Below are 19301 nucleotides of genomic sequence, written 5' to 3' on the forward strand. Positions count from 1 at the left end.
AAATCCCCCAGACCTCCTCTTTATTTTCAAGAATGCAAAGGATGGATCAGGAGTGGCCGGTTCCGGTCTGGGGACAGAAATCCGGGGTGAAACGGGAAGCCAGATCCCGGGACTTTTCCGCCACCTCCTGGGAAAGCTTGTAGGCGCAAAAACGCGGCCCGCACATGGAACAAAACTCCGCACGCTTGTGGGCGTTTTCCGGCAGGGTCTCGTCGTGATACTCCCTGGCCCGGTCCGGATCCAAAGCCAGCTCGAACTGCCGGTTCCAGTCAAAGCCGTAACGGGCGCGACTCATGGCGTCGTCTCGGTCCCGGACTCCGGGACGGTGACGGGCGATATCCGCCGCATGGGCCGCGATCTTATAGGCGATGATGCCGTTGCGCACATCTTCGGCGTTGGGCAGTCCCAGATGCTCCTTGGGGGTGACGTAACACAACATCGAGGCCCCCTTCCAGGCCGCCACCGCCCCACCGATGGCCGAAGCGATATGATCGTAACCGGCGGCGATATCCGTGACCAGCGGACCCAACACGTAAAACGGCGCCTCGTGACACAGTTCCCGCTCTTTTTCCATGTTGGCCTCGATCTGGTCCAAAGGCACATGGCCCGGACCTTCGATCATCACCTGCACATCCTGTTCCCAGGCCCGTTTGGTCAACTCCCCGAGAATGCGCAACTCGGTGAACTGGGCCGCGTCGGAGGCGTCGTGCAAACACCCCGGACGCAGACCATCCCCCAAAGACAAGGTGACATCGTAACGCTTGCAAATCTCCAGCAAGGCGTCGAAATGGGTGAACAGAGGATTTTCCCGCTCGTGATAGAGCATCCACTGGGCCATCAGCGCCCCGCCGCGGGAGACGATCTTGGTGATGCGGGTGGAGATCAGAGGCAGCACCTCCAGGGTGACTCCGCAGTGGACCGTCATGTAGTCCACCCCCTGGGCGGCCTGCTCCTCGATCACCTGCAACATGATTTCCGGGGTTAAGGCGCGCACATCCGGCACCCGCTCCACCGCCTCGTAAATGGGCACCGTGCCGATGGGCACCGGGGAGGCCCGCAGAATCGCCTCGCGAATCTCCTGAATGCGCTTGCCCGTGGACAGATCCATCACCGTGTCCGCGCCATAGCGCAACGACAGGCGCAGCTTTTCCACCTCCTCGTCCAATCCCGAAGAGATCTGCGAATTGCCGATGTTCGCATTGATCTTGCATCGGGACTCAATCCCGATGGCCACGGGTTTGGCCTCCGGATGGCGGATGTTGGCCGGAATCACCATCCGGCCCCGGGCCACCTCGGCGCGAACCAATTCCGGGTCCAAACCCTCCTCCCGGGCCACATGTTCCATTTCCGGCGTGATTTGACCTTGCCGGGCGTAATGCATCTGGGTAACGTTCCCGGTGCGGTTTTGGATCCAGTCGGAGCGAAATGCGCTCATGCGAACTCCTCGGCGTGTTTGATGTCCAATTAAAGAGACGACGCAGCGACGACACTTGCAAAATGAAAAAGCCCAAGGCCGCGCAAGTCCCAATTGTGCTAACCCCGTCCGCCAATCACAAGGAGTTTTCCATGAGTCGGCTTGAATCCCACTTCGGCACGCGCATCCCATGGAGTTCGGACCGCTCCAAACCGGTTCCCCACCACTTCGGCGATCCGACCGCCGAAAGCCGTTCCCTGCTCACGGATGTGGCGCTGGTGGACCTGACCCATCACGAAACCGTGGCCATCTCCGGCGAAAACGTGAACGACTTTCTGGGGGGATTGATCACCAATCAGGTCAAAAAAGTCACCCCGCAAAAAAGCGTCTACGCCGCCCATCTCACGCCCCAGGGACGTTTTTTGTGGGACTTCACCCTGCTGCGCGACGCCGACCGCCTGCTGCTGATCACCGAACCCGGAGCCGCCACCCCTCTGGCCCAACGGTTGAGCCCCTTCATTCTGCGGGCCAAGATCCGCATCGAGGTGGATGCCACCCTGGCCATGCTCGGCATCGCCGGTCCGGAGTCCTCCCAGGTGTTGCAGGGCATTTTTCCCGAATTCCCCGTACGCGACGCCCCCCTGGGTGAAACCCTCTCCCCGGAATCCGGCATCCGCCTGTGGCGGGATCCCCGTCACGCCGGTTTCGGCTGGCGTCTGCTGGTTCCGGCCTCCGACGTGAGCGCCTGGTGGGAACGGCTGGTCAAACGCATTCCACCCGCCGGATTCGCCGCCTGGGAAGAGTATCGCATCCGTCTGGCCCTGCCCCGGGGTGGCAACGAATTCATCCCCGAAGTCAGTCTGCCCCTGGAAAGCGGTCTGCTGGAGATGAACGGGGTCGATTTTGCCAAAGGGTGCTACGTGGGACAAGAGACAACGGCACGCACCCATCATCGCGGCACCTTGAAAAAACGGGTCTATTCCCTCATGCTGTCCGCCGGTGAAATCGTGGCGCCGGGAACCCCGATTCTCCTGCCCAGCGGCAAGGAGACCGGTGTACTCACCAGTGTCACGCCGGGCACCGGGGAACGGGTCGGTTTGGGGATCCTCCACCCGAGCGACGTGGAACGGGATCGGACGTTCACCGCAGGCCCGCTCCAGGTCACGGCACACAAACCCGATTGGGCCACCTGGGCATGATCCCGGTCTTTTGTGCGGGTCGATGGCGCCAGACAACTCCGTTCATTTAGGAAGCTCGTTTCATGACCACCCAAATCGATGCCCCCTCGACCCTGACGCCTCTGCCGCCCCTGCGCATCGGCGAGTACACCATTCCGGTACCCATTCTTCAGGGCGGCATGGGAGTACGGGTTTCGGCCCACCGCTTGGCCGCCGCTGTGGCCAACGAAGGCGGAGTCGGCATCATCGCCGCCGTGGCCCTCTCCCTGGCCTCCCGCTACTACGAAAAAGGGCGGGACTACTACCGCGCCAACGTCAAAGCCCTGATCGAAGAGCTGGAAACCGCCCGCGCCTTGAGTCCAAACGGCATCATCGGCGTCAACTGCATGGTAGCCATCCGCGACTTCGAGGCCATGGTGCGCACCTCGGTGGAAAACGGCGCGCAAATGATCGTCTCCGGGGCCGGACTGCCCCTGCGTCTGCCGGAATTCGCCACCTCCAATCCCAGAACCGCCCTGGTTCCCATCATCTCCTCCCTGCGGGCGGCCAAACTGCTGGCCAAACGCTGGCACAAGCTCTACAAGCGCCTCCCGGACGCCATGGTGTTCGAGGATCCCAACCGGGCCGGGGGACACCTGGGGGTCAAGACCGCCAGTCAGCTCTTCGCCAAAGAGTACGATACCGATACCGTGGTCCCGGAACTGGCGGAATGGTCCCGCACCGAATACGGCGACGAAATCCCCATTGTCACCGCCGGCGGCGTGTGGGATCGCCACGACATCGATCACGCCCTCTCCCTGGGGGCCAAAGGGGTACAAATGGCCAGTCGTTTCATCTGCACCTTCGAGTGCGATGCCCACGACCGGTTCAAACAAGCCTTCATCGACGCCAAGGAAGGGGATGTGGTGATCGTGGACTCTCCGGCGGGTCTGCCGGGACGCGCCCTGAAAACCAGTTTCACCAACACCTTGCTGCGGGGCGGCGAAGTGGCCACCAACTGCATCGCCACCTGTCTGGAAGCCTGCCGCTGCCGGGAAGAAAAAGAGACCTTCTGCATCGCCCTGGCTCTGCATCGCGCCCAACAGGGGGATCTGGAAAACGGTCTGGTCTTCACCGGCTCCAACGCCACGCGCCATACCGGACTGGTCCATGTGAGAGACATCTTCCAGGAACTGTTGTACGGCATTCCGGTGCGTCCCGTACCGATTCCCGGTTGAATCCCTCAAACACCAACACACTGAAAAAACTGGAAACCCGACCGTGCTGCCCGATCCCCGTTCCATTCATCGTTTCTTTTCGGGATTGTCCGAAGTCTGCCCGGTCTCCCGGTTGAGCCATGTCCATCTGATCCACTGGTCCACCGAGCCGCCCTCGCCCCTGGATCCCCTGCAAGAGGCGGGATTTTGCGGCACCGTGGTGGCGGCGCGGACCTCGCTGGCCGACGCCATCCGTCACCACCATCCGGGTCTGAGCGTCAAGCTCGACGACCATCCCACGGCCCACGAACCGTCGGAACACCTGCTGATGGAACTGCCCCAAGGCCGGGAGGCGGCCCGACTGGCCATCGAGACCGCCTTGTCATCCCTCGCCCCCGAAGGACGGCTTTGGCTGTTCGGCGAACGGGAATCCGGCATCCGTTCCCTGTCCAAACGCTTTTCCGACACCGAAACCGCCTTGTGCAAAGGCCATCTGCGACTGCACACCCTTACCCCGGAGAGCCGGGCACTGCCGGAAAAAGGTCAGTCCGCCCCCTTCCGGCCCGAAGCCGACGGTTTTGCCTATATCAAGCATGACGGCCTGCGCCTCGCGGTCAAGCCGGGAATCTTCTCCTGGCGCGCCATCGACGCAGCCACGCTGCTGCTGCTCGACGCCATCCGTGAGGCGCCCGGCGCCCGCGTTCTGGATTGGGGGTGCGGTTCCGGCGTGCTGGGAGCCACCCTGGCCCAACGTTTCCCGGAAACCCGCGTCACCTTAAGCGATGACCTGATCACCGCCACCGCCTGCGCCCGGCGCACCGTGGAGATCAACGGCTTAAGCGACCGCTGCGAGGTGGTCACCGAAGATGGCATCGGTCCGGTGCTGGGCAAAAAGAAATTCGACGCCATCGTCACCAATCCCCCGTTTCACCGCGGGGTACGCACCGATCACGAGGCCACCTTGCATTTTCTCGCCGCCGCCGCCGCCCTGCTGGCTCCGGGTGGAACCTTGTGGCTGGTGGGCAACCGCTTCATGGATTACGGCACCTTGCTGAAAGAACACCTGGGAGAGGCGAAAGAATTCGACGGAGACGACTCCTTCACCGTCTGGCGCGGAGTCAAAAGCGCCCTCAACCCCCGACAAAAATCCCCACACACCCGCCATTTGACCAGCACACGGGAAGACTCCCCCCGGAATCCCTTCCGGAACATGCCCTCAGGCCGCTGGATCGGAATGGATGAGTTGTCGTAAAGCACATGGCTATGGGTCGATTCCCGGTTTTGTTCAGCCGGGATGAGACCCATGGACATCGGGATTCGGTCAGGTTCAAAGAACTGCGATTTTTTGGGTCAATGCCGCGAAATGAGGACAATAACGAAGAATTCTGTCCATGTTGGCAGCCGCACGCCTGGAAAATTCTTGATAGCGGTCGGAATTTTTTGAAATACCTTTGGCCTTGTCCGGAACCGGGCGTCCCCGCCCCTTGCAATCCCACTCCAACAAAACCAAACCCGGATTCTTGTGGGATTCGGGTGCCGAATCCTCAGTCAGACCGGCCAGCAGCCAACATTCCACCGCCTCCACTGCTGGCGCGAGGAAGATCCATGGACGGTCTTGTGAATCCATGCCGTCAGGCCACAACCAATCGGTCAAAACAGCCTCGATGTATTGACCACGACCTGCGGGCGTGGTCAGATCAAAATCATCCGACTGGACTCTTGTCATCTTTTGCAATTTTTCACAAATATCCGCATCCAGATGGACCAGAAAACCATCAAGGGGCAAAGAGGTGGCAAACAGCCCTCCTCCCGAAACCCTCTGCCGCCGCAGTGCCGGTGGATTGTCAAGACACCATTTGTATACCAGTCGCCACCCACCCTCCTGACCACCTCCCGCGCTCGTATTGTCCGGATTTGGCTGGATATTGACAAAATTCTGCGCCCCATATCCGTCCAAAGCCGCAGGCAGCAAGATCTTCAACACCACCTGATCGGTGGAGCCTTCGGTGACCATGCCAATACGTTTGGAGCTCACAGGGACGATCCCAAGGCATTGGGGATCAAACCACTGATCCACATTTCCGACAAATTCTTGCCGCGTGCGATTTCGATCCACTCTTCCGGCATCATACCCGGACGGGGCTGCAACCGCTCGATTTTCGTGAAACCGGTACGTGGCTCACGACTGACCACGAAAATGCGTTGTTCTTCATTGAACAGGTCAAACGCATCCAACGAGGTGGGATTGTGACTGGTGAGAAAAACCTGTTGCGGTCCGATGCCGCTTGCCTGGAATTTCTTTTCGCAGGTTACGGCGATCAATTTTTCCAGAAATGCCCGTGTGGCCGACGGATTCAAGGCATTGTCCACATTGTCGAGGGCAAAGATCTTGGGGGCTTCCGCATGCAACAGCACTACAGCCAGAAACAACAAAAAAAGTGTACCTTCGCTGCTGTCATAAGCGGACAGTGTGTCTCGTTTACGCCTCATGAAACGATCTTTGAAATATAACGTTTCATTTCCTGTTTTGACCTGAGAAGAGACCTGATCCGCAAGAGATTGTTTTACAGCAAACTCACTGGCCCATCCAGGCATCCAGATCAATCCAAGAATCTCCCTCATAAGGGATACACGATCTCTCGATTCACGATCCTTCGATTTATGGAATTGGTTCAAAACCGTCAAAGCCGCCTGAGGCAATCCCCCGCCCAACAATCCAACAGGTTTCACAGGCAAGGATTCGATTTCCACACCCCGCAAAAACGAGGTCTGAGGAGCATAGATACAAAATTTGGCCAGGGTGTTCAATTGGGCTGACAATTCGGGGGGAACATCGATGACCTCTTGAAACCGGTCCCATAAACCACGCTCAGGGGATACGTCCGCACGTTCTTTTTCAACCCCAAGCAGCTTGATGCCACGATTGCTGCGTCCCAGATAACTGACCGAATCATGCAGAATCTCTTCACTAAAAAAACGCAAAGACTGGTATTCTTCCCCCGCAGTGATGCGGACATTGTATTTCACATCATCATCCATTGCGGCTTCAAATCCGAAATTGCTTTTCAAGGCCTGATTTTTGAAAGCCGATTTGAACAAAGTTGGCACCGAAAGCCGCACGCCCTTACGTTGCAATTCCGCTTCGGTAATGTCACGACTCAAGGAAGCGCTCAATACGCCAATGGCCTCCAGGATATTGGATTTTCCTGATCCGTTCGCACCAATGAACAGATTAACCCGTCCAAACTCCAGTTCGGCCTGGGTAATAGTCTTGAAACCGTTGATGGCAAGCTTTCTTAACACCGTTTTATCCGCTTGACCCCAAGGAGAGAATGGAATCCGGTTCTTGTTCGTATCAAAAACCGGGAATCCAGAATACCCAATCAGGGACAGGATGTACAATGCTGTTTCTTTTCAGGAAAAAGATAAACCTACACACTCTGATCTACCACCCCCACGCTCCCCCCCTCATCCCCCGCCAACCGCGCCAGCAACCCGGTCATGCTCCGGATCTCCTCCGGGGTCAGGTGTGCGAGAATCCGCTCCCCGGCATGGTGCATCACCGCTTCCAAGGCCCGACCGATCAACGGCAAAGCCGCAGGGGCCAGACGCACCGGCTTGACCCGACGATCCCCGCTGACCGTCAAACGCACGATCAAACCCCGCCCTTCCAGTTGATGCAGCACCTTGGTCAACCCCCCCGAGGTGATCAGCAGGGTTTGACGCAGTTGCGAAGGGGTCAATTCATAAGGCTCCGGGGAACGGCGCAGACTGGCCAGCACGTCGAACTCCGCCGGACTCAGGCCGAACCGCTCCATCACCCCGCAGGCCTGGCCATACATCACCCCGTGGGCGCGATGCAAGGTCAGGGTAAAGGGCAACAAGACCGGATCGAACGCCTCGGACCAATGGTCCCGATGGGCCGCGATGATGCGCTGTATAAAGGTATCCATGACTCCCCCTTGACAGAATTTGACAAAAAATATCTTGCAAGATAGATAAAATGTCAATATCCTTTCGCTCAAAATCTATCTTGCAAGATAAATAAAACCCCACTGCCATGTCAACGATTCCGGGAGATGACCGTGTCACCCTTGCGTCCCTCGCTGGCCATTCTGTTTTCGACCGCCTGTCTGTGGGGATGCGCGCTGGTGGGCATGGATTATCGACGACCCGAGGCCGTGAATCCTCCCACAGGCTGGCACGCGGCCCTGCCCCACGCCGGTTCTGGGGCCAGGATGACCTCCTGGTGGGAACAATTTCAGGATCAAACCCTCACCAGACTAATCCAGGCCACCCTGGAGCAGCATCCCAGCCTGAACGCCGCTCAGGGCGCCATCGAGGCGGCCCGTGCGGCGCTGACCTATCAGCAATCCGCAGATCAACCCCAGGCCCGTTCGGCGGCACAACTGCAACGTGCGGGCAACAGCCCCAATCCCACCATTATTTCGTCCACCAGCCGGAGTGTGGCCGTGGACGCGAGTTGGGAACTGGATCTGTTCGGACGGGTCAAACGGGCCACCGAAGGGGCCGAGGCCAAGGTGGCGGCGCGGCAGGCGGAGTGGCATGGCCTGAAAATTTCGCTGGCCTCCGAAACCGCCTCGCTTTACAACGATCATCGCGCCTGCACGCGTCTGAGAGACAGCCTGCAAGAAGAGGTGGAATCCCGTCGTGCCAGCGCGCAGATCACCCGGGTGGCCACCCGGGCGGGTCTGATCGCCCCGGCGGACGAGGCGATGGTCCAGGCCCGGGTGGCCGACGCCCAGGCGCGTCTGGCGGCCCAGGAGGCGGAATGCGCCCTGTCCGTCAAGGGACTGGTGGCCCTGACCGGTCTGGATGAACCCCGGTTGCGTGCCTTCCTCCAAGAGGCTGGTCATCGTCCCCTGGTGGCCCCGCCACTGGCCGTGACCACCCTGCCTGCCCGCCTGCTGGCCCAACGCCCGGATCTGGCCGCCGCCGAACAGGAACTGGTTTCCGCCAATGCGGAGATCGGGGTGGCCGAAGGGGCCCGTTATCCGCGTTTTTCGCTGCTGGGCGCGGTGGGGGCCGGGGTGGTGACCATGGGAAGCGTCAGCCAGCCAAACCGTCCCTGGAATTTTGGTCCGGCGCTGTCGTTGCCGCTTCTGGACGGGGGAGCCATCGAGGCCGGAGTACGGGCAGCCCGAGCGCGCCACACCATGGCCCTGGCCAACTACCGTCGCGGGGTCCAGGAAGCGGTGCGGGAGGTGGAAAGCGCACTGGTCAATCTGGAGGCGGTCCGCCTTCGGGTGCAGGAAACACGGGCCTCGGCCCGCGGTGCGGCGGCCTATCGCAAGGCCGCGGAAGAGAATCTGCGTACAGGGGGGATCAGTCGTCTCGCCCTGGAAGAGGCCCGCCGACAACATCTGGAGGCGGAACGGACGGTGATCCAACTGGAAGGACGGGAGGTGCAACAATGGATCAATCTCTACAAATCCTTGGGCGGCGGCTGGGAGTCGGACACCCCCTCTCCCCAACCAGACCAGGATCCGGCATGAGACCCTTGCTCCCCTGTCTGGCCGCTCTCGCAGCGGGATGCCTGGCTCTGCCGTTCCCGGTCACGCCGGCCCAGGCCGCCGACAAGCCCCCGGCGGTCCAGGAGGAGCGGGCCGCCCTCACCGTGACCCTGGCCAAACCCACCCGGGAAAACTGGCCCCGGACCCTGCTGGTGAGCGGAGGGATTTTCGCTTGGCAAGAAGCGGTGGTCGCCTCGGAGATCGGGGGATTGACCATCGTCTGGCTGCCGGTGGACGTGGGCAGTGTGGTGAAACGGGGTCAGGAGCTGGCACGGCTCTCCGACGAAGGGGTCAAAGCCACTCTGGCCCAACAAAAGGCCAACGTGGCCAAGGCCAAAGCCGCCCTGGCCCTGGCCAAGGCCAACGGGGGACGGGCCAGGGCCGTGGAGGGGTCCGGGGCCATCTCCGAACAACAGATCACCCAGTATCTCATCGGCGAAGAGTCCGCCGAAGCGGAGCTGGCCGCGGCCAAGGCCGCCTTGGAACACGAAGAGGTGCGACTGCGCCAAACCCGCATCCTGGCCGCCGATGATGGCATCATTTCTTCCCGCAGCGCCACGCTGGGGGCGGTGGTCCAACCGGGAGGGGAGCTGTTCCGGCTGGTGCGCCAAGGTCGACTGGAGTGGCGGGCGGAGGTGACGGATGGTCAACTGCCGTTGATTCAACCCGGACAAAAGGCCCGCATCGAACTGGCCGAAGGCAAGTCCCTGGAAGCCACCGCACGACTGGTGGCGCCCACCCTGAACCCGGAAACCCGCAAGGGGTTGGTCTATTTTGATCTGCCGGACAAAGGAGCCTTCAAATCCGGAATGTTCTCCCAGGGGGAGATCCAATTGGGCGAGTCGAGCGCCCTGACTCTGCCCCAGTCGGCCATCGTGCTGTACGACGGTCACGCCTATGTGTTCGAGCTGGCCAACGGCGGCGACCGGGTGACCCGCCGCAAAATCACCACCGGTCGCCGGGTGGACAACCGGGTGGAGATCACCTCCGGCCTGGAGGAGAGCGCCCGGGTGGTGGGCAGTGGTGGCGCGTTTCTCAAGGATGGAGACCGGGTGCGGATAACGGAGGCCACGCCGTGAATTTCTCGTCCCTGTCCATCCGGCATCCGGTACCGGCGATTTTGTTGTTCGCGCTGTTGACCCTGCTGGGATTGTCTTCATTCCGGGCCTTGGGGATTCAAAACTTTCCCGACATCGAAGTACCCACCATCACCGTGAGCGCCACCCTCGAAGGGGCGGCCCCGGCCCAACTCGAAACCGAAGTGGCCCGCAAGATCGAAGACGCGGTGGCCTCCCTGGGGGGGGTGGAACACATCCGCTCCACGCTGACCGACGGTATGGTGACGATCCAGGTGGATTTCGTCATCGACAAAAGCGCCGATGTGGCCCTCAACGAAGTCCGCAACGCCGTGGACGCGGTGCGCAGCGATCTGCCCCAGGATCTGACCACCCCTGTGGTTTCCAAACGCACCACCACCGGCGGCGTGATGATCGCCTTTGCCGCGACCTCCTCCAGTCTGGATGCCGGGGAACTCTCCTGGCTGGTGGACAACGATCTGGGCAAAACACTCGTGGCCGTGCCCGGAGTGGGCAAATTCAGCCGCATGGGCGGGGTGGACCGGGAAATCCGGGTGGATCTGGATCCAGCCCGCATGCGCGCCCTCGGCGTCACCGCCGAAGAAGTCTCCCGGATGCTGCGTCAGACCCGCAAAGACGCCTCCGGAGGACGGGGGGACATTTCCGGCAACGTCCAGGCCATCCGCACCCTGGCGGCTCCCGAGTCCCTGGCCGATCTTCAGAATCTGGAAATTCCACTTTCCGGGGGACGCTCCGTGGCCCTGTCGGAAATCGCCACCCTCACGGATGGCCACGCCGAACCCACCAGCATCGCCCTGCTGGACGGAGAACGGGTGGTCGGCTTCGAGCTGACCCGTTCCAAGGGGTCGAGTGAGGTCAGCGTGGCCCAGGAGGTGCGCCGCACCGTGGAGGCCTTCGCCCAGGAACACCCCCAGGTGACCATCCGGGAGGCCTACAACACCTTTGCCCCGGCCCTGGACAACTTTCGCGGCTCCATGGAACTGCTCTACGAAGGAGCATTTCTGGCGGTGGTGGTGGTCTGGTGGTTTTTGCGGGACGGACGCGCCACATTGATTTCGGCGGCGGCGCTGCCCCTGTCGATCATTCCGGCTTTTCTGGTCATGCGGCTGGCCGCTTTCAGTCTGGACACCCTCACGTTGCTGGCTTTGGCCCTGGTGGTGGGCATTTTGGTAGACGACGCCATCGTGGAGGTGGAAAACATCGTCCGCCACATCAAGATGGGCAAAACCCCCTATCAGGCGGCCATGGAGGCGGCGGATGAAATCGGCATGGCCGTCATCGCCACCACCTTGACCCTGGTGGCGGTCTTTCTGCCCACGGCTTTCATGGGGGGAATTCCGGGCAAATTTTTCCGTCCCTTCGGCATGACCGCCGTGGCGGCCATTCTCGCCTCTCTGGTGGTGGCCAGACTGCTGACCCCGATGATGTGCGCCCATCTGCTGCGCCCCTTGAAACATGAACAAAAAGAAGGGGCATTGCTGCGCGGTTATCTGGTCTCGGTGACCGCCTGTCTGAATCATCCCCGCATCACGATGATCGCCTCCCTGCTGTTTCTGGCGGGATCCCTGGCTTTGGCGCCGCTGCTGCCATCGGGCTTCGTGCCGGCGGCGGACCGCTCCCAAACCCTGGTGACCCTGGAACTGCCCCCCGGCAGCGCCCTGGACGACACCCTGGCCGCCTCCCAAAAGACCATCGCCCTGCTCAAACAGATTCCGGACGTGACCCGGATCTACGCCACGGTGGGATCGGCGGCCAGCGGCGAAGGGGGACCGCTGGGGGGAGGTGCCAGCGGCGACACCCGCAAGGCCACCTTGGTGGTCAGCCTGACGGATCGCACCACCCGTGAACTGAAACAGTCCGCCATCGAGGAGGTGTTGCGTGCGCGACTGCGGGAGCTGCCGGGCATACGTTTCGCGATCAGCTCCAACGGTCCGGGGGTCAAGCTCACGGTGGTGCTGGTGGGCAACGAACCCGCGGCCCTGTCCACGGTGATCGACAACCTGGAACGGGAGCTGCGCACCCTGAAAGGAATCGGCAACATCCGCTCCAACGCCGGTCTGGAACGTCCGGAAATTCATATCGTCCCGGATTTCGCCCGGGCCGCGGATCTCGGGGTTTCGGGGGAGGCCATCTCCCAGGCGGTACGGATCGCCACCGCCGGTGATTTCAAGATGCTGCTGGCCAAGCTCAACCTGCCGGAACGACAGGTGCCCATCCGGGTGCGGCTGGCGGAAGGGGTGCGGCAGGATCTGGCGGCCATTCGTCAACTGCCCCTGGCCACCCGTACCGGCATTGTCCCTCTGGAAAGCGTGGCCACGGTGAGCATGCAGGGAGGATCGTCACAAATCGACCGTCTGGACCGCATGCGGCGGGTCAGCATCGATGTGGAACTGGGTCAACGGGTACTCGGCGATGTGCTGGCCGAGGTCAACCGGCTGCCCACCTTGCAGAAATTGCCGGTCGGGGTCCAGCGTCCCCCGGACGGGGACGCCCAGCGCATGAAAGAGCTGTTCGGCAGTTTCGCCGGGGCCATGGCCATCGGGGTGATGTGCATCTATATCGTGCTGGTGCTGTTGTTTCACGACTTTTTGCAACCGGTGACCATTCTGGCGGCGCTGCCCTTGTCGTTGGGTGGAGCGTTCGTGTCGTTGCTGGCCACCCACAACGCCTTTTCCCTGCCTTCGGTGATTGGCATTCTGATGCTCATGGGGATTGTCACCAAGAACTCCATCTTGTTGGTGGAGTACGCGGTGGTGGCGCGGCGGGAACGGGGTTTGAACCGTCGCGAAGCCCTGCTGGATGCCTGTCGCAAACGGGTACGGCCCATTGTCATGACCACCATCGCCATGGGAGCCGGCATGTTGCCGGTGGCGTTGGGGATCGGGGCCGAGCCGAGTTTCCGGTCGCCCATGGCCATCGTGGTGATCGGCGGTCTGCTCGCCTCCACGCTGCTGTCGCTGTTGGTGATTCCGGTTTTGTACGGCTATGTGGATAATCTGTCGAATATCTTCAAAAAAACAACCCATTGAAAAAAAAGCGGGGATCTGGGGGATTCTTCCCCCAGACCCCTTCTTTTCTTTTAATATTTCACGAATCCTCTTCCACGCGGATGACCAACTCGGTTCCCAGCGAACGGTCGAAATGAGCCGCGGCACTGCCCTGATTGACCACCACCTCCACGGTACCAAAACCGCCGATGATCATCGCAGCCGACCCCACCGGAACACTCGAAAAAGTCGAAACCAACGAACCGCAAGCCACCCCATCCAGCCACCCCTTCACCGAACGGTCCCGGAGCTTGTCTCCAGGCAACGCGGTCACGAGGTTGCCGTAACGGTCCTGAAACACCACCTCGGTACGCCACGCCCCGTAACCCGCCGAACGCCAACCCGGATCGTTCAACAACACCGGAGGTGTGATCAACGGCGTACCCAACTCCATGGGGGAACGGCCATGCAACAGATGAGCCGCCGCCGGAGCGAACAGATCCCGCCCATGAAAGGTATGACTGACCGTCTCTTCATCCCCCACGCCATCCAAAGCCAACAGACGGGCATCGGGACGGGTCAACACCGGGGTGAGGAGTCCATTGTTCGGACCGATGAAAAACGATCCCCCGGACTGAACCACCAATCCCCGTCTGCCGCTGCCCACACCCGGATCCACCACGCACAACCAGACCGCCGGCGATGGCATATGGGGCAGACAACGCTCCAGCATCCAGGCACCACTTTTGATGGCAAACGGTGGAATGTCGTGAAACAGATCCAACACGTTTACCCGAGGAAAAAGGCGTGTCAACACCCCTTTGACCTGTCCGACATAAGGATCGGAGGTGCCAAAATCGGTCAGAAGCACCACCGGCATGGGCTGAGAGGAAGAACCAAACACGAGCAGGATCTCTCTATTGGAGGAAAAGCGAAAGATGGCACGTCCAAAGGACAGGGCAGTCAGGCCCGATGATGGAACCGACGCGAGCCCTGGGCTGCTGCTCCGTATCCCTGACGCAGGGATTGCACCCGCCGGTTTTCGGAAAAAAGCTGATCGGCCACCTCGGACTTGTGACGCAGAAGAATGGGCTGCACTTCGTTGATACGTTTGACGAGACGATTCAGCCGTTCACGGGTACCATCTCCCGGAGTCACCCCATCCGGGAAACGGTCCGTCAACGACTCCAACTCTGCCATACCGACATCCCACACCCGCATCAATCCATCGAACTGCTGGGCGGAAAGCATTTCGGGGGTGGCACATTGATCCAGCACGGCATTGAGCCGCGCCACGATCCCGATAATGGCACTGCTGTTTTTTCCGTTCACGCCAGTCCCTCAAGACGGCGTTGGGGGGCGTCAAAGGGGGGAAGCGGAGGCACGGCCTCGCTTTTGACCTGACGCACCGCGTCACGCCACCCGTCCAGCAACGTGTTCAAATGACGGATCACCTCGCGAATGAACTCGGGATCCTTGCGCAGATTGGCCTGGGTAAGCCGATCCAGCATGTAGCCGTACAGATCGAACAATTGAATGGCAAGCTCGCCACCTTTTTCAAAGTTCAAGGTGTTTTGCAATTCGGCGACGATGGCAATGCCGCGACGCAGGCTCATTTTATGATCGCTCAGACGCCCGTTACTCAACTCTTCGATGGAGCGTTCCAGAAAACGGATCGCCCCTTCGTAAAGCAGGATCAGCAAGTCCTCCCGGGAGGCGGTATTGGCCCGGGAACTTTTATAACTGCGCAAGCCATAAGACATGGCGGGTATTCACCCTCAATGGTCCATGGAAACCGCGACCGCAGGCGCCTGAAGCCCCCGCCAGCCATCCAGCAAAATGCGCAACTGTTCGATCACCCGGTAAATGAATTCGGACTCATGGGTGAGACCCGCCTGGGTGAGACTGTCGAGCATATAGCTGTAAAGATCATTCAATTGAGCCGGCACCTGTCCACCCTGGGAGAAATCGAGGGTTCTTTGAAACTCCTCGATGATGCGGCGACCGCGCTGCATCCAGTGTTTGAACTCGGCCACCCGACCATCTTCGCACGCCCTGGCGGCCTGCTCCAGAAACTGGATGCTGCCTTCGTAAAGCTGGACCAACACGTCCAACTGGGAAAGATTCTCCTCGTTGACCGGAGGGGGGGGAACGGATTGCGTGGGGGTTTCCATGTGTTGAATTTCCACTGCCTTTCTCCATGTACTGCCGGATGGCACAAAAAATCCCGACTTCCTTGTTTCACATGACGGGACCATTGACCAATCCCGTCGGACATTACCCCGTCAGGTCAACCGCTCAACTTTGAAATGGAACTGAGCAGCGAACCGCTGGAGCTGTTCATTTTGGTAATCAACTGCTCCAGATTGGAAAATTTCTTGGTGAGGTTTTCCCGCACCTGTTCCAATCGGGTATTTTCCCGTTCAATACTCTTCGCCAACCGATCGAGCCGCGCCTTCAGACCATCCTTGCGACCCGTCACCGCGCCATTGGTGCTGGAGGTCAACGAATCGATGAGGTCGGCCATGCGGAAGGCCACGCCCTCGTTGAACGAATCCCCGGTGGAGGTATGTTCGGAGGTGAACAGTTTGGTGACACTGTTGAAATCGAAAGCCAACGCATCATCCAGGGATGAGCTGTCGAAGCTGATTTTGCCGGTCTTCTGATCGGTGCGCAACCCCATGGACGCCAGGGTCGAATAAGGCGACAGGACACCCGAAGAGTTCTCGGTCTGGGTGTTGAGCACCGAGCGCATTTGCGAAAGCACGCTGCGGGCCACGGTATCGCCGGAAAGGGTATCCGACTTGTGGGTATTGACGTAATCCACCACCGCGTTGTAGCTGTCCAGAAAGCCGGTCAAAACCGTTTTCAAGGCGGTGGTGTCATTCTGGATGGAGACGTTGATGGTGGAGCCAACGGTGGAAATCGCATCGTTGTAACCATCCCCGTCGCTGTCGGTGGCGGTGGTACCGCTGGTGACGGACTGAAGATTCAGGGTCACACCGGTGAGGGCGTCGGTCACCTGATTGGAAGAACTGACCACATCGATGCCATCGATATTCATGACAGCGTCTTGTGGCGCGACAGTCTGGGTGAAACTGAAACCCGACGTGACAGCAGTGATGCGATCGCCCTTGGTGCCCCCCGAATCCGTATAGGTGCCACTGTCTTTGGCGGTGAGGATCAGTCGATACTTGGAGCCATCGTAAAGCACGCTGGCGCTCACCCCGTCCTCGTCACCATAATCGATCCCGTTAATGGCGGAAGCCAGATCGCTCAAGGTCATGGTCTCCAGGTCGGAGGAGTCCATGCCCGAGGTGGTACCGGTGCCGTAGGTCAACCCATTATAGGTGAAGGAAAGATTGGCTCCGGAACCCAGGGTGGCGGTGGTGGAGGATAACCCCGAGGAGGCATCCATGGCGTAGGTGTCATAGGTGGCCAACTGCCCCACGGCGATGGAATGGATGGAAGCCAAAGCGGTACTGTCGGCGCTCGCGGTGATGTAGTCCGTATCCGACGAGGTGACGGTATGGGGGGACCAAGCCGAAGTCTCCTGAAGTTCTTTGGACTTGGCTTCCAACGCGAGCATTTTGGTTTCCAGCTCGCCGACGGCGGTCTGCTGACCCGTGAAGAAAGTCTGGTCACGCTCGTAAGCCTTCAGACGGGTCTTCTGCGCGTTGACCAGCTGATCCACCATGTCCGCGGGCAATCCGCTGGCCATGCCCGAAATGGTTACGCTACCGAGTGCCATGCTCTTCTCCTCATCATTGACTGGAAATCGGCTGGAACCCAGGCGGTATCGCCTCAGGTTGCGCCATACAACAATTCCCGCAACTTCCGAACCTTGCTGGCCAAGCGATGCATCTCCCCGCCGGAGATACCGCCAATCACCACCCGGTTGTCCCGACAGCTCACCTGGATCGAGGGATGGCCCTGCCCCTCTTCCACCACCCGGCAACGCACCGCATTCAGGCCATCGAGAATCCGGTTGGCCTCCGCCACCAAAGACTCCAGGAAAAGAGGCTCCATTTCCAGCACAGGTTCAAGCGCATGCGTGGTCGTGACACCAACTGCCGTCGGATGGGGGATCTCAATCCGGTTGTTTTCCGATGATTTCATCCCTGCCCCCCTTCCGCTCAAAAAAACCGGTCCGACCGATCATACAATCTTATCGGTTGGACCGGAATTTTTCTTGCGTCAAGAAATCGCTCACCGTCCGTTATGATCATTTTCCAGGCGACACCTATGGATCTCCTTAAAGATCCGGCCATGCAGCCCGCCTTCACGGCCTGGAAAACTACTTGCCGAGCAACTGCAAGGCCAACTGGGGCTGTTGATTGGCCTGGGCCAAAACCGCCGTACCGGCCTGTTGCAAAATCGCGTTGCGGGTCAAGGTGGCGGTTTCGCTGGCGATGTCCGCGTCCATGATGCGGGAACGGGCCGCCGACATGTTCTCCACCACGTTGGACAGATTGGCGATGATCGCATCGAAGCGGTTCTGGATCGCGCCCAGATTCGCCCGGCTTTCGGAAACGCTGTCCAAGGCGCTGCTGATGGTGCTCAGAGCCTGAGACGCCCCGGCAGCGGTGGAGATGGTCACAGCACTCACACCCAACGCACTCCAGGTGGCCGCCGCAATGGAAACCTTGATGGTCTGCCCTTCCTTGGTGCCCACCTGGAACACCTTGCCCACGAAATTACCGTCCAGCACCTTGGAGCCGTTGAACTCCACGTCCTGGGAGATACGATGAATCTCGGACAGAAGCTGGGTCACCTCTTTCTGGAGGTCGGCCCGGTCATCACTGGTATTGGTGGCGTTGGCCGCCTGCACCGCCAACTCCCGGATCCGCTGCAAGGCGTTGCCGCTCTCTTGCAGGGCGCCTTCCGCCACCTGGGCCAGGGAGATGCCATCGTTGGCATTGCGGACCGCCTGATTCAGACCGCGAATCTGGGAGGTCATGCGGGTGCTGATGGCCAATCCGGCCGCGTCATCCTTGGCCGAGTTGATCCGCAAACCCGAGGCCAGACGGGCGAAGGTCTGGCTCAAAGAACCGGTGGATCGCTCCAGATTCCGTTGGGCGTTGAGAGAAGCGACGTTGGTATTGATAAAAAGTGGCATGGCTTTAATCCTTCTTCATTTCGCAAGTATCGGTCAGGAAACCGCAACCATTTGTTTGACAGCTCTTTTTCCTCTCGTTTGCTCCCGGTAGGCGCCACGCATCTCATAAGGGATCAACGGCTGACGCGCCGAATATTCCTTGATTACCACCTGCCGACCCCGACGATTGCGCACATTCACCACCACCGGTCCGGCCAGATTGGTTCTCATCTCCTCGGGTTTGCCATCCGGAATGGTCAGCAGCGAAAAGACTTCCATATCTTCGCCCTTCTCCAGACCGATGGCCGCGGTATCCGCATCCTCGACGAGAAACTCCAGTTCCGAGAAGAAGTCGAATGGATTGATCACGATGAACGCGATTTCCGGCTCATCCACGGATTGCAACCAAAAGAATGACGAGTCATCCGAATAAGGAAACATGAGATACTGTTTGCTGTTGGGGAATCCCATCATGCCCTGTTCGAGGGTGATCAACTCATCCTCCATGTACTTCAGGGTCCCGAACCGCGTCCCGTGCACTTCCATGACTCTTCACTCCTTCTATTGCCGCAGAAGCATCCCGTTTTCATGAAACCGTTGCCGGACCTCATCGCACCAGACCAACCGCGCATCCCGTGCATTTTTTTCCGATCAGACGGCTGACAATCTCGACTGTCCTTAAATAAAGCATCTTCCATGCCAAACAATTTATCGCATCCAACCCGACTTTACTGGCCTTGTACCACCCTCTTCAGGCAAAAATTGCCTCCGACCAGCCCCCTGCCCTGCCAATTCGT

The 19301-nt window shown here is 60.0% G+C and carries 18 protein-coding genes; 6 read left to right on the forward strand and 12 right to left on the reverse strand.

Features of this window, described 5'->3' with window-relative positions; translation table 11 throughout:
* Positions 1-46: 46 nt before the first annotated feature.
* Entirely contained in the window at positions 47-1435 is a 1389-nt protein-coding gene (thiC, locus tag HQL98_03920; GenBank protein ID MBF0271213.1) for a phosphomethylpyrimidine synthase ThiC, read from the reverse strand.
* A gap of 131 nt (positions 1436-1566) precedes the next feature.
* Between thiC and HQL98_03925 the strand changes: the two genes are divergently transcribed.
* The 3 genes from HQL98_03925 (at position 1567) to HQL98_03935 (ending at position 5040) form a co-directional block, all read left to right on the forward strand.
* On the forward strand, positions 1567-2613 hold the full coding sequence (locus HQL98_03925; protein ID MBF0271214.1) for a folate-binding protein YgfZ: 1047 nt from the start codon (positions 1567-1569) through the stop codon (positions 2611-2613).
* 92 nt (positions 2614-2705) lie between these two features.
* A complete protein-coding gene (locus HQL98_03930; protein ID MBF0271215.1) occupies positions 2706-3809 on the forward strand; it encodes a nitronate monooxygenase in 1104 nt (367 codons plus the stop codon).
* A 43-nt stretch (positions 3810-3852) separates the two neighbouring features.
* Complete coding sequence (locus tag HQL98_03935; GenBank protein MBF0271216.1) at positions 3853-5040, forward strand: class I SAM-dependent methyltransferase; 1188 nt, start codon at positions 3853-3855, stop codon at positions 5038-5040.
* Positions 5041-5115: 75 nt separating this feature from the next.
* Here the strand turns inward: HQL98_03935 and HQL98_03940 are convergent, their stop codons facing one another.
* From HQL98_03940 to HQL98_03950, 3 genes are read right to left on the reverse strand one after another with little or no spacing between them, the layout of a single operon-like run.
* A complete protein-coding gene (locus tag HQL98_03940; GenBank protein ID MBF0271217.1) occupies positions 5116-5904 on the reverse strand; it encodes a hypothetical protein in 789 nt (262 codons plus the stop codon).
* Positions 5820-7190, reverse strand: a complete 1371-nt coding sequence (locus tag HQL98_03945; protein ID MBF0271218.1) for an AAA family ATPase — start codon at positions 7188-7190, stop codon at positions 5820-5822. Before HQL98_03945 ends, HQL98_03940 begins: the two co-directional genes overlap by 85 nt.
* A gap of 29 nt (positions 7191-7219) precedes the next feature.
* Entirely contained in the window at positions 7220-7741 is a 522-nt protein-coding gene (locus tag HQL98_03950; GenBank protein ID MBF0271219.1) for a MarR family transcriptional regulator, read from the reverse strand.
* Between the two features lie 132 nt (positions 7742-7873).
* On the opposite strand from HQL98_03950, the gene HQL98_03955 reads away from it, so the two are divergent.
* From HQL98_03955 to HQL98_03965, 3 genes are read left to right on the forward strand one after another with little or no spacing between them, the layout of a single operon-like run.
* Positions 7874-9304 carry an efflux transporter outer membrane subunit gene (locus tag HQL98_03955; protein MBF0271220.1) on the forward strand — a complete coding sequence of 477 codons (1431 nt, stop codon included), beginning with the start codon at positions 7874-7876 and terminating at the stop codon, positions 9302-9304.
* On the forward strand, positions 9301-10401 hold the full coding sequence (locus HQL98_03960; GenBank protein MBF0271221.1) for an efflux RND transporter periplasmic adaptor subunit: 1101 nt from the start codon (positions 9301-9303) through the stop codon (positions 10399-10401). Before HQL98_03955 ends, HQL98_03960 begins: the two co-directional genes overlap by 4 nt.
* Entirely contained in the window at positions 10398-13448 is a 3051-nt protein-coding gene (locus tag HQL98_03965; protein MBF0271222.1) for an efflux RND transporter permease subunit, read from the forward strand. Before HQL98_03960 ends, HQL98_03965 begins: the two co-directional genes overlap by 4 nt.
* Before the next feature lie 58 nt (positions 13449-13506).
* Here the strand turns inward: HQL98_03965 and HQL98_03970 are convergent, their stop codons facing one another.
* The 8 genes from HQL98_03970 to HQL98_04005 form a co-directional block, all read right to left on the reverse strand.
* Complete coding sequence (locus tag HQL98_03970) at positions 13507-14310, reverse strand: SAM-dependent chlorinase/fluorinase (protein ID MBF0271223.1); 804 nt, start codon at positions 14308-14310, stop codon at positions 13507-13509.
* Between the two features lie 59 nt (positions 14311-14369).
* Positions 14370-14738 (reverse strand): hypothetical protein, encoded by a 369-nt coding sequence (locus HQL98_03975; GenBank protein MBF0271224.1) that lies wholly within the window; start codon positions 14736-14738, stop codon positions 14370-14372.
* Positions 14735-15169 (reverse strand): flagellar export chaperone FliS, encoded by a 435-nt coding sequence (gene fliS, locus HQL98_03980; protein ID MBF0271225.1) that lies wholly within the window; start codon positions 15167-15169, stop codon positions 14735-14737. The genes HQL98_03975 and fliS (HQL98_03980) overlap by 4 nt, the downstream gene beginning before the upstream one ends.
* Before the next feature lie 15 nt (positions 15170-15184).
* Positions 15185-15580, reverse strand: coding sequence for a flagellar export chaperone FliS (gene fliS / locus HQL98_03985; GenBank protein MBF0271226.1), 396 nt, complete (start codon positions 15578-15580; stop codon positions 15185-15187).
* A gap of 116 nt (positions 15581-15696) precedes the next feature.
* Positions 15697-17157: a flagellar filament capping protein FliD gene (gene fliD / locus HQL98_03990; protein ID MBF0271227.1), complete on the reverse strand. Its 1461-nt coding sequence runs from the start codon at positions 17155-17157 to the stop codon at positions 15697-15699.
* Positions 17158-17210: 53 nt separating this feature from the next.
* Positions 17211-17525, reverse strand: a complete 315-nt coding sequence (locus HQL98_03995) for a hypothetical protein (protein MBF0271228.1) — start codon at positions 17523-17525, stop codon at positions 17211-17213.
* A 178-nt stretch (positions 17526-17703) separates the two neighbouring features.
* Complete coding sequence (locus tag HQL98_04000; GenBank protein MBF0271229.1) at positions 17704-18525, reverse strand: flagellin FliC; 822 nt, start codon at positions 18523-18525, stop codon at positions 17704-17706.
* Positions 18526-18558: 33 nt separating this feature from the next.
* Positions 18559-19050, reverse strand: a complete 492-nt coding sequence (locus HQL98_04005) for a flagellar assembly protein FliW (GenBank protein ID MBF0271230.1) — start codon at positions 19048-19050, stop codon at positions 18559-18561.
* Positions 19051-19301 lie beyond the last annotated feature (251 nt).

The organism is Magnetococcales bacterium, from assembly GCA_015231755.1.
Classification (GTDB): domain Bacteria; phylum Pseudomonadota; class Magnetococcia; order Magnetococcales; family Magnetaquicoccaceae; genus Magnetaquiglobus.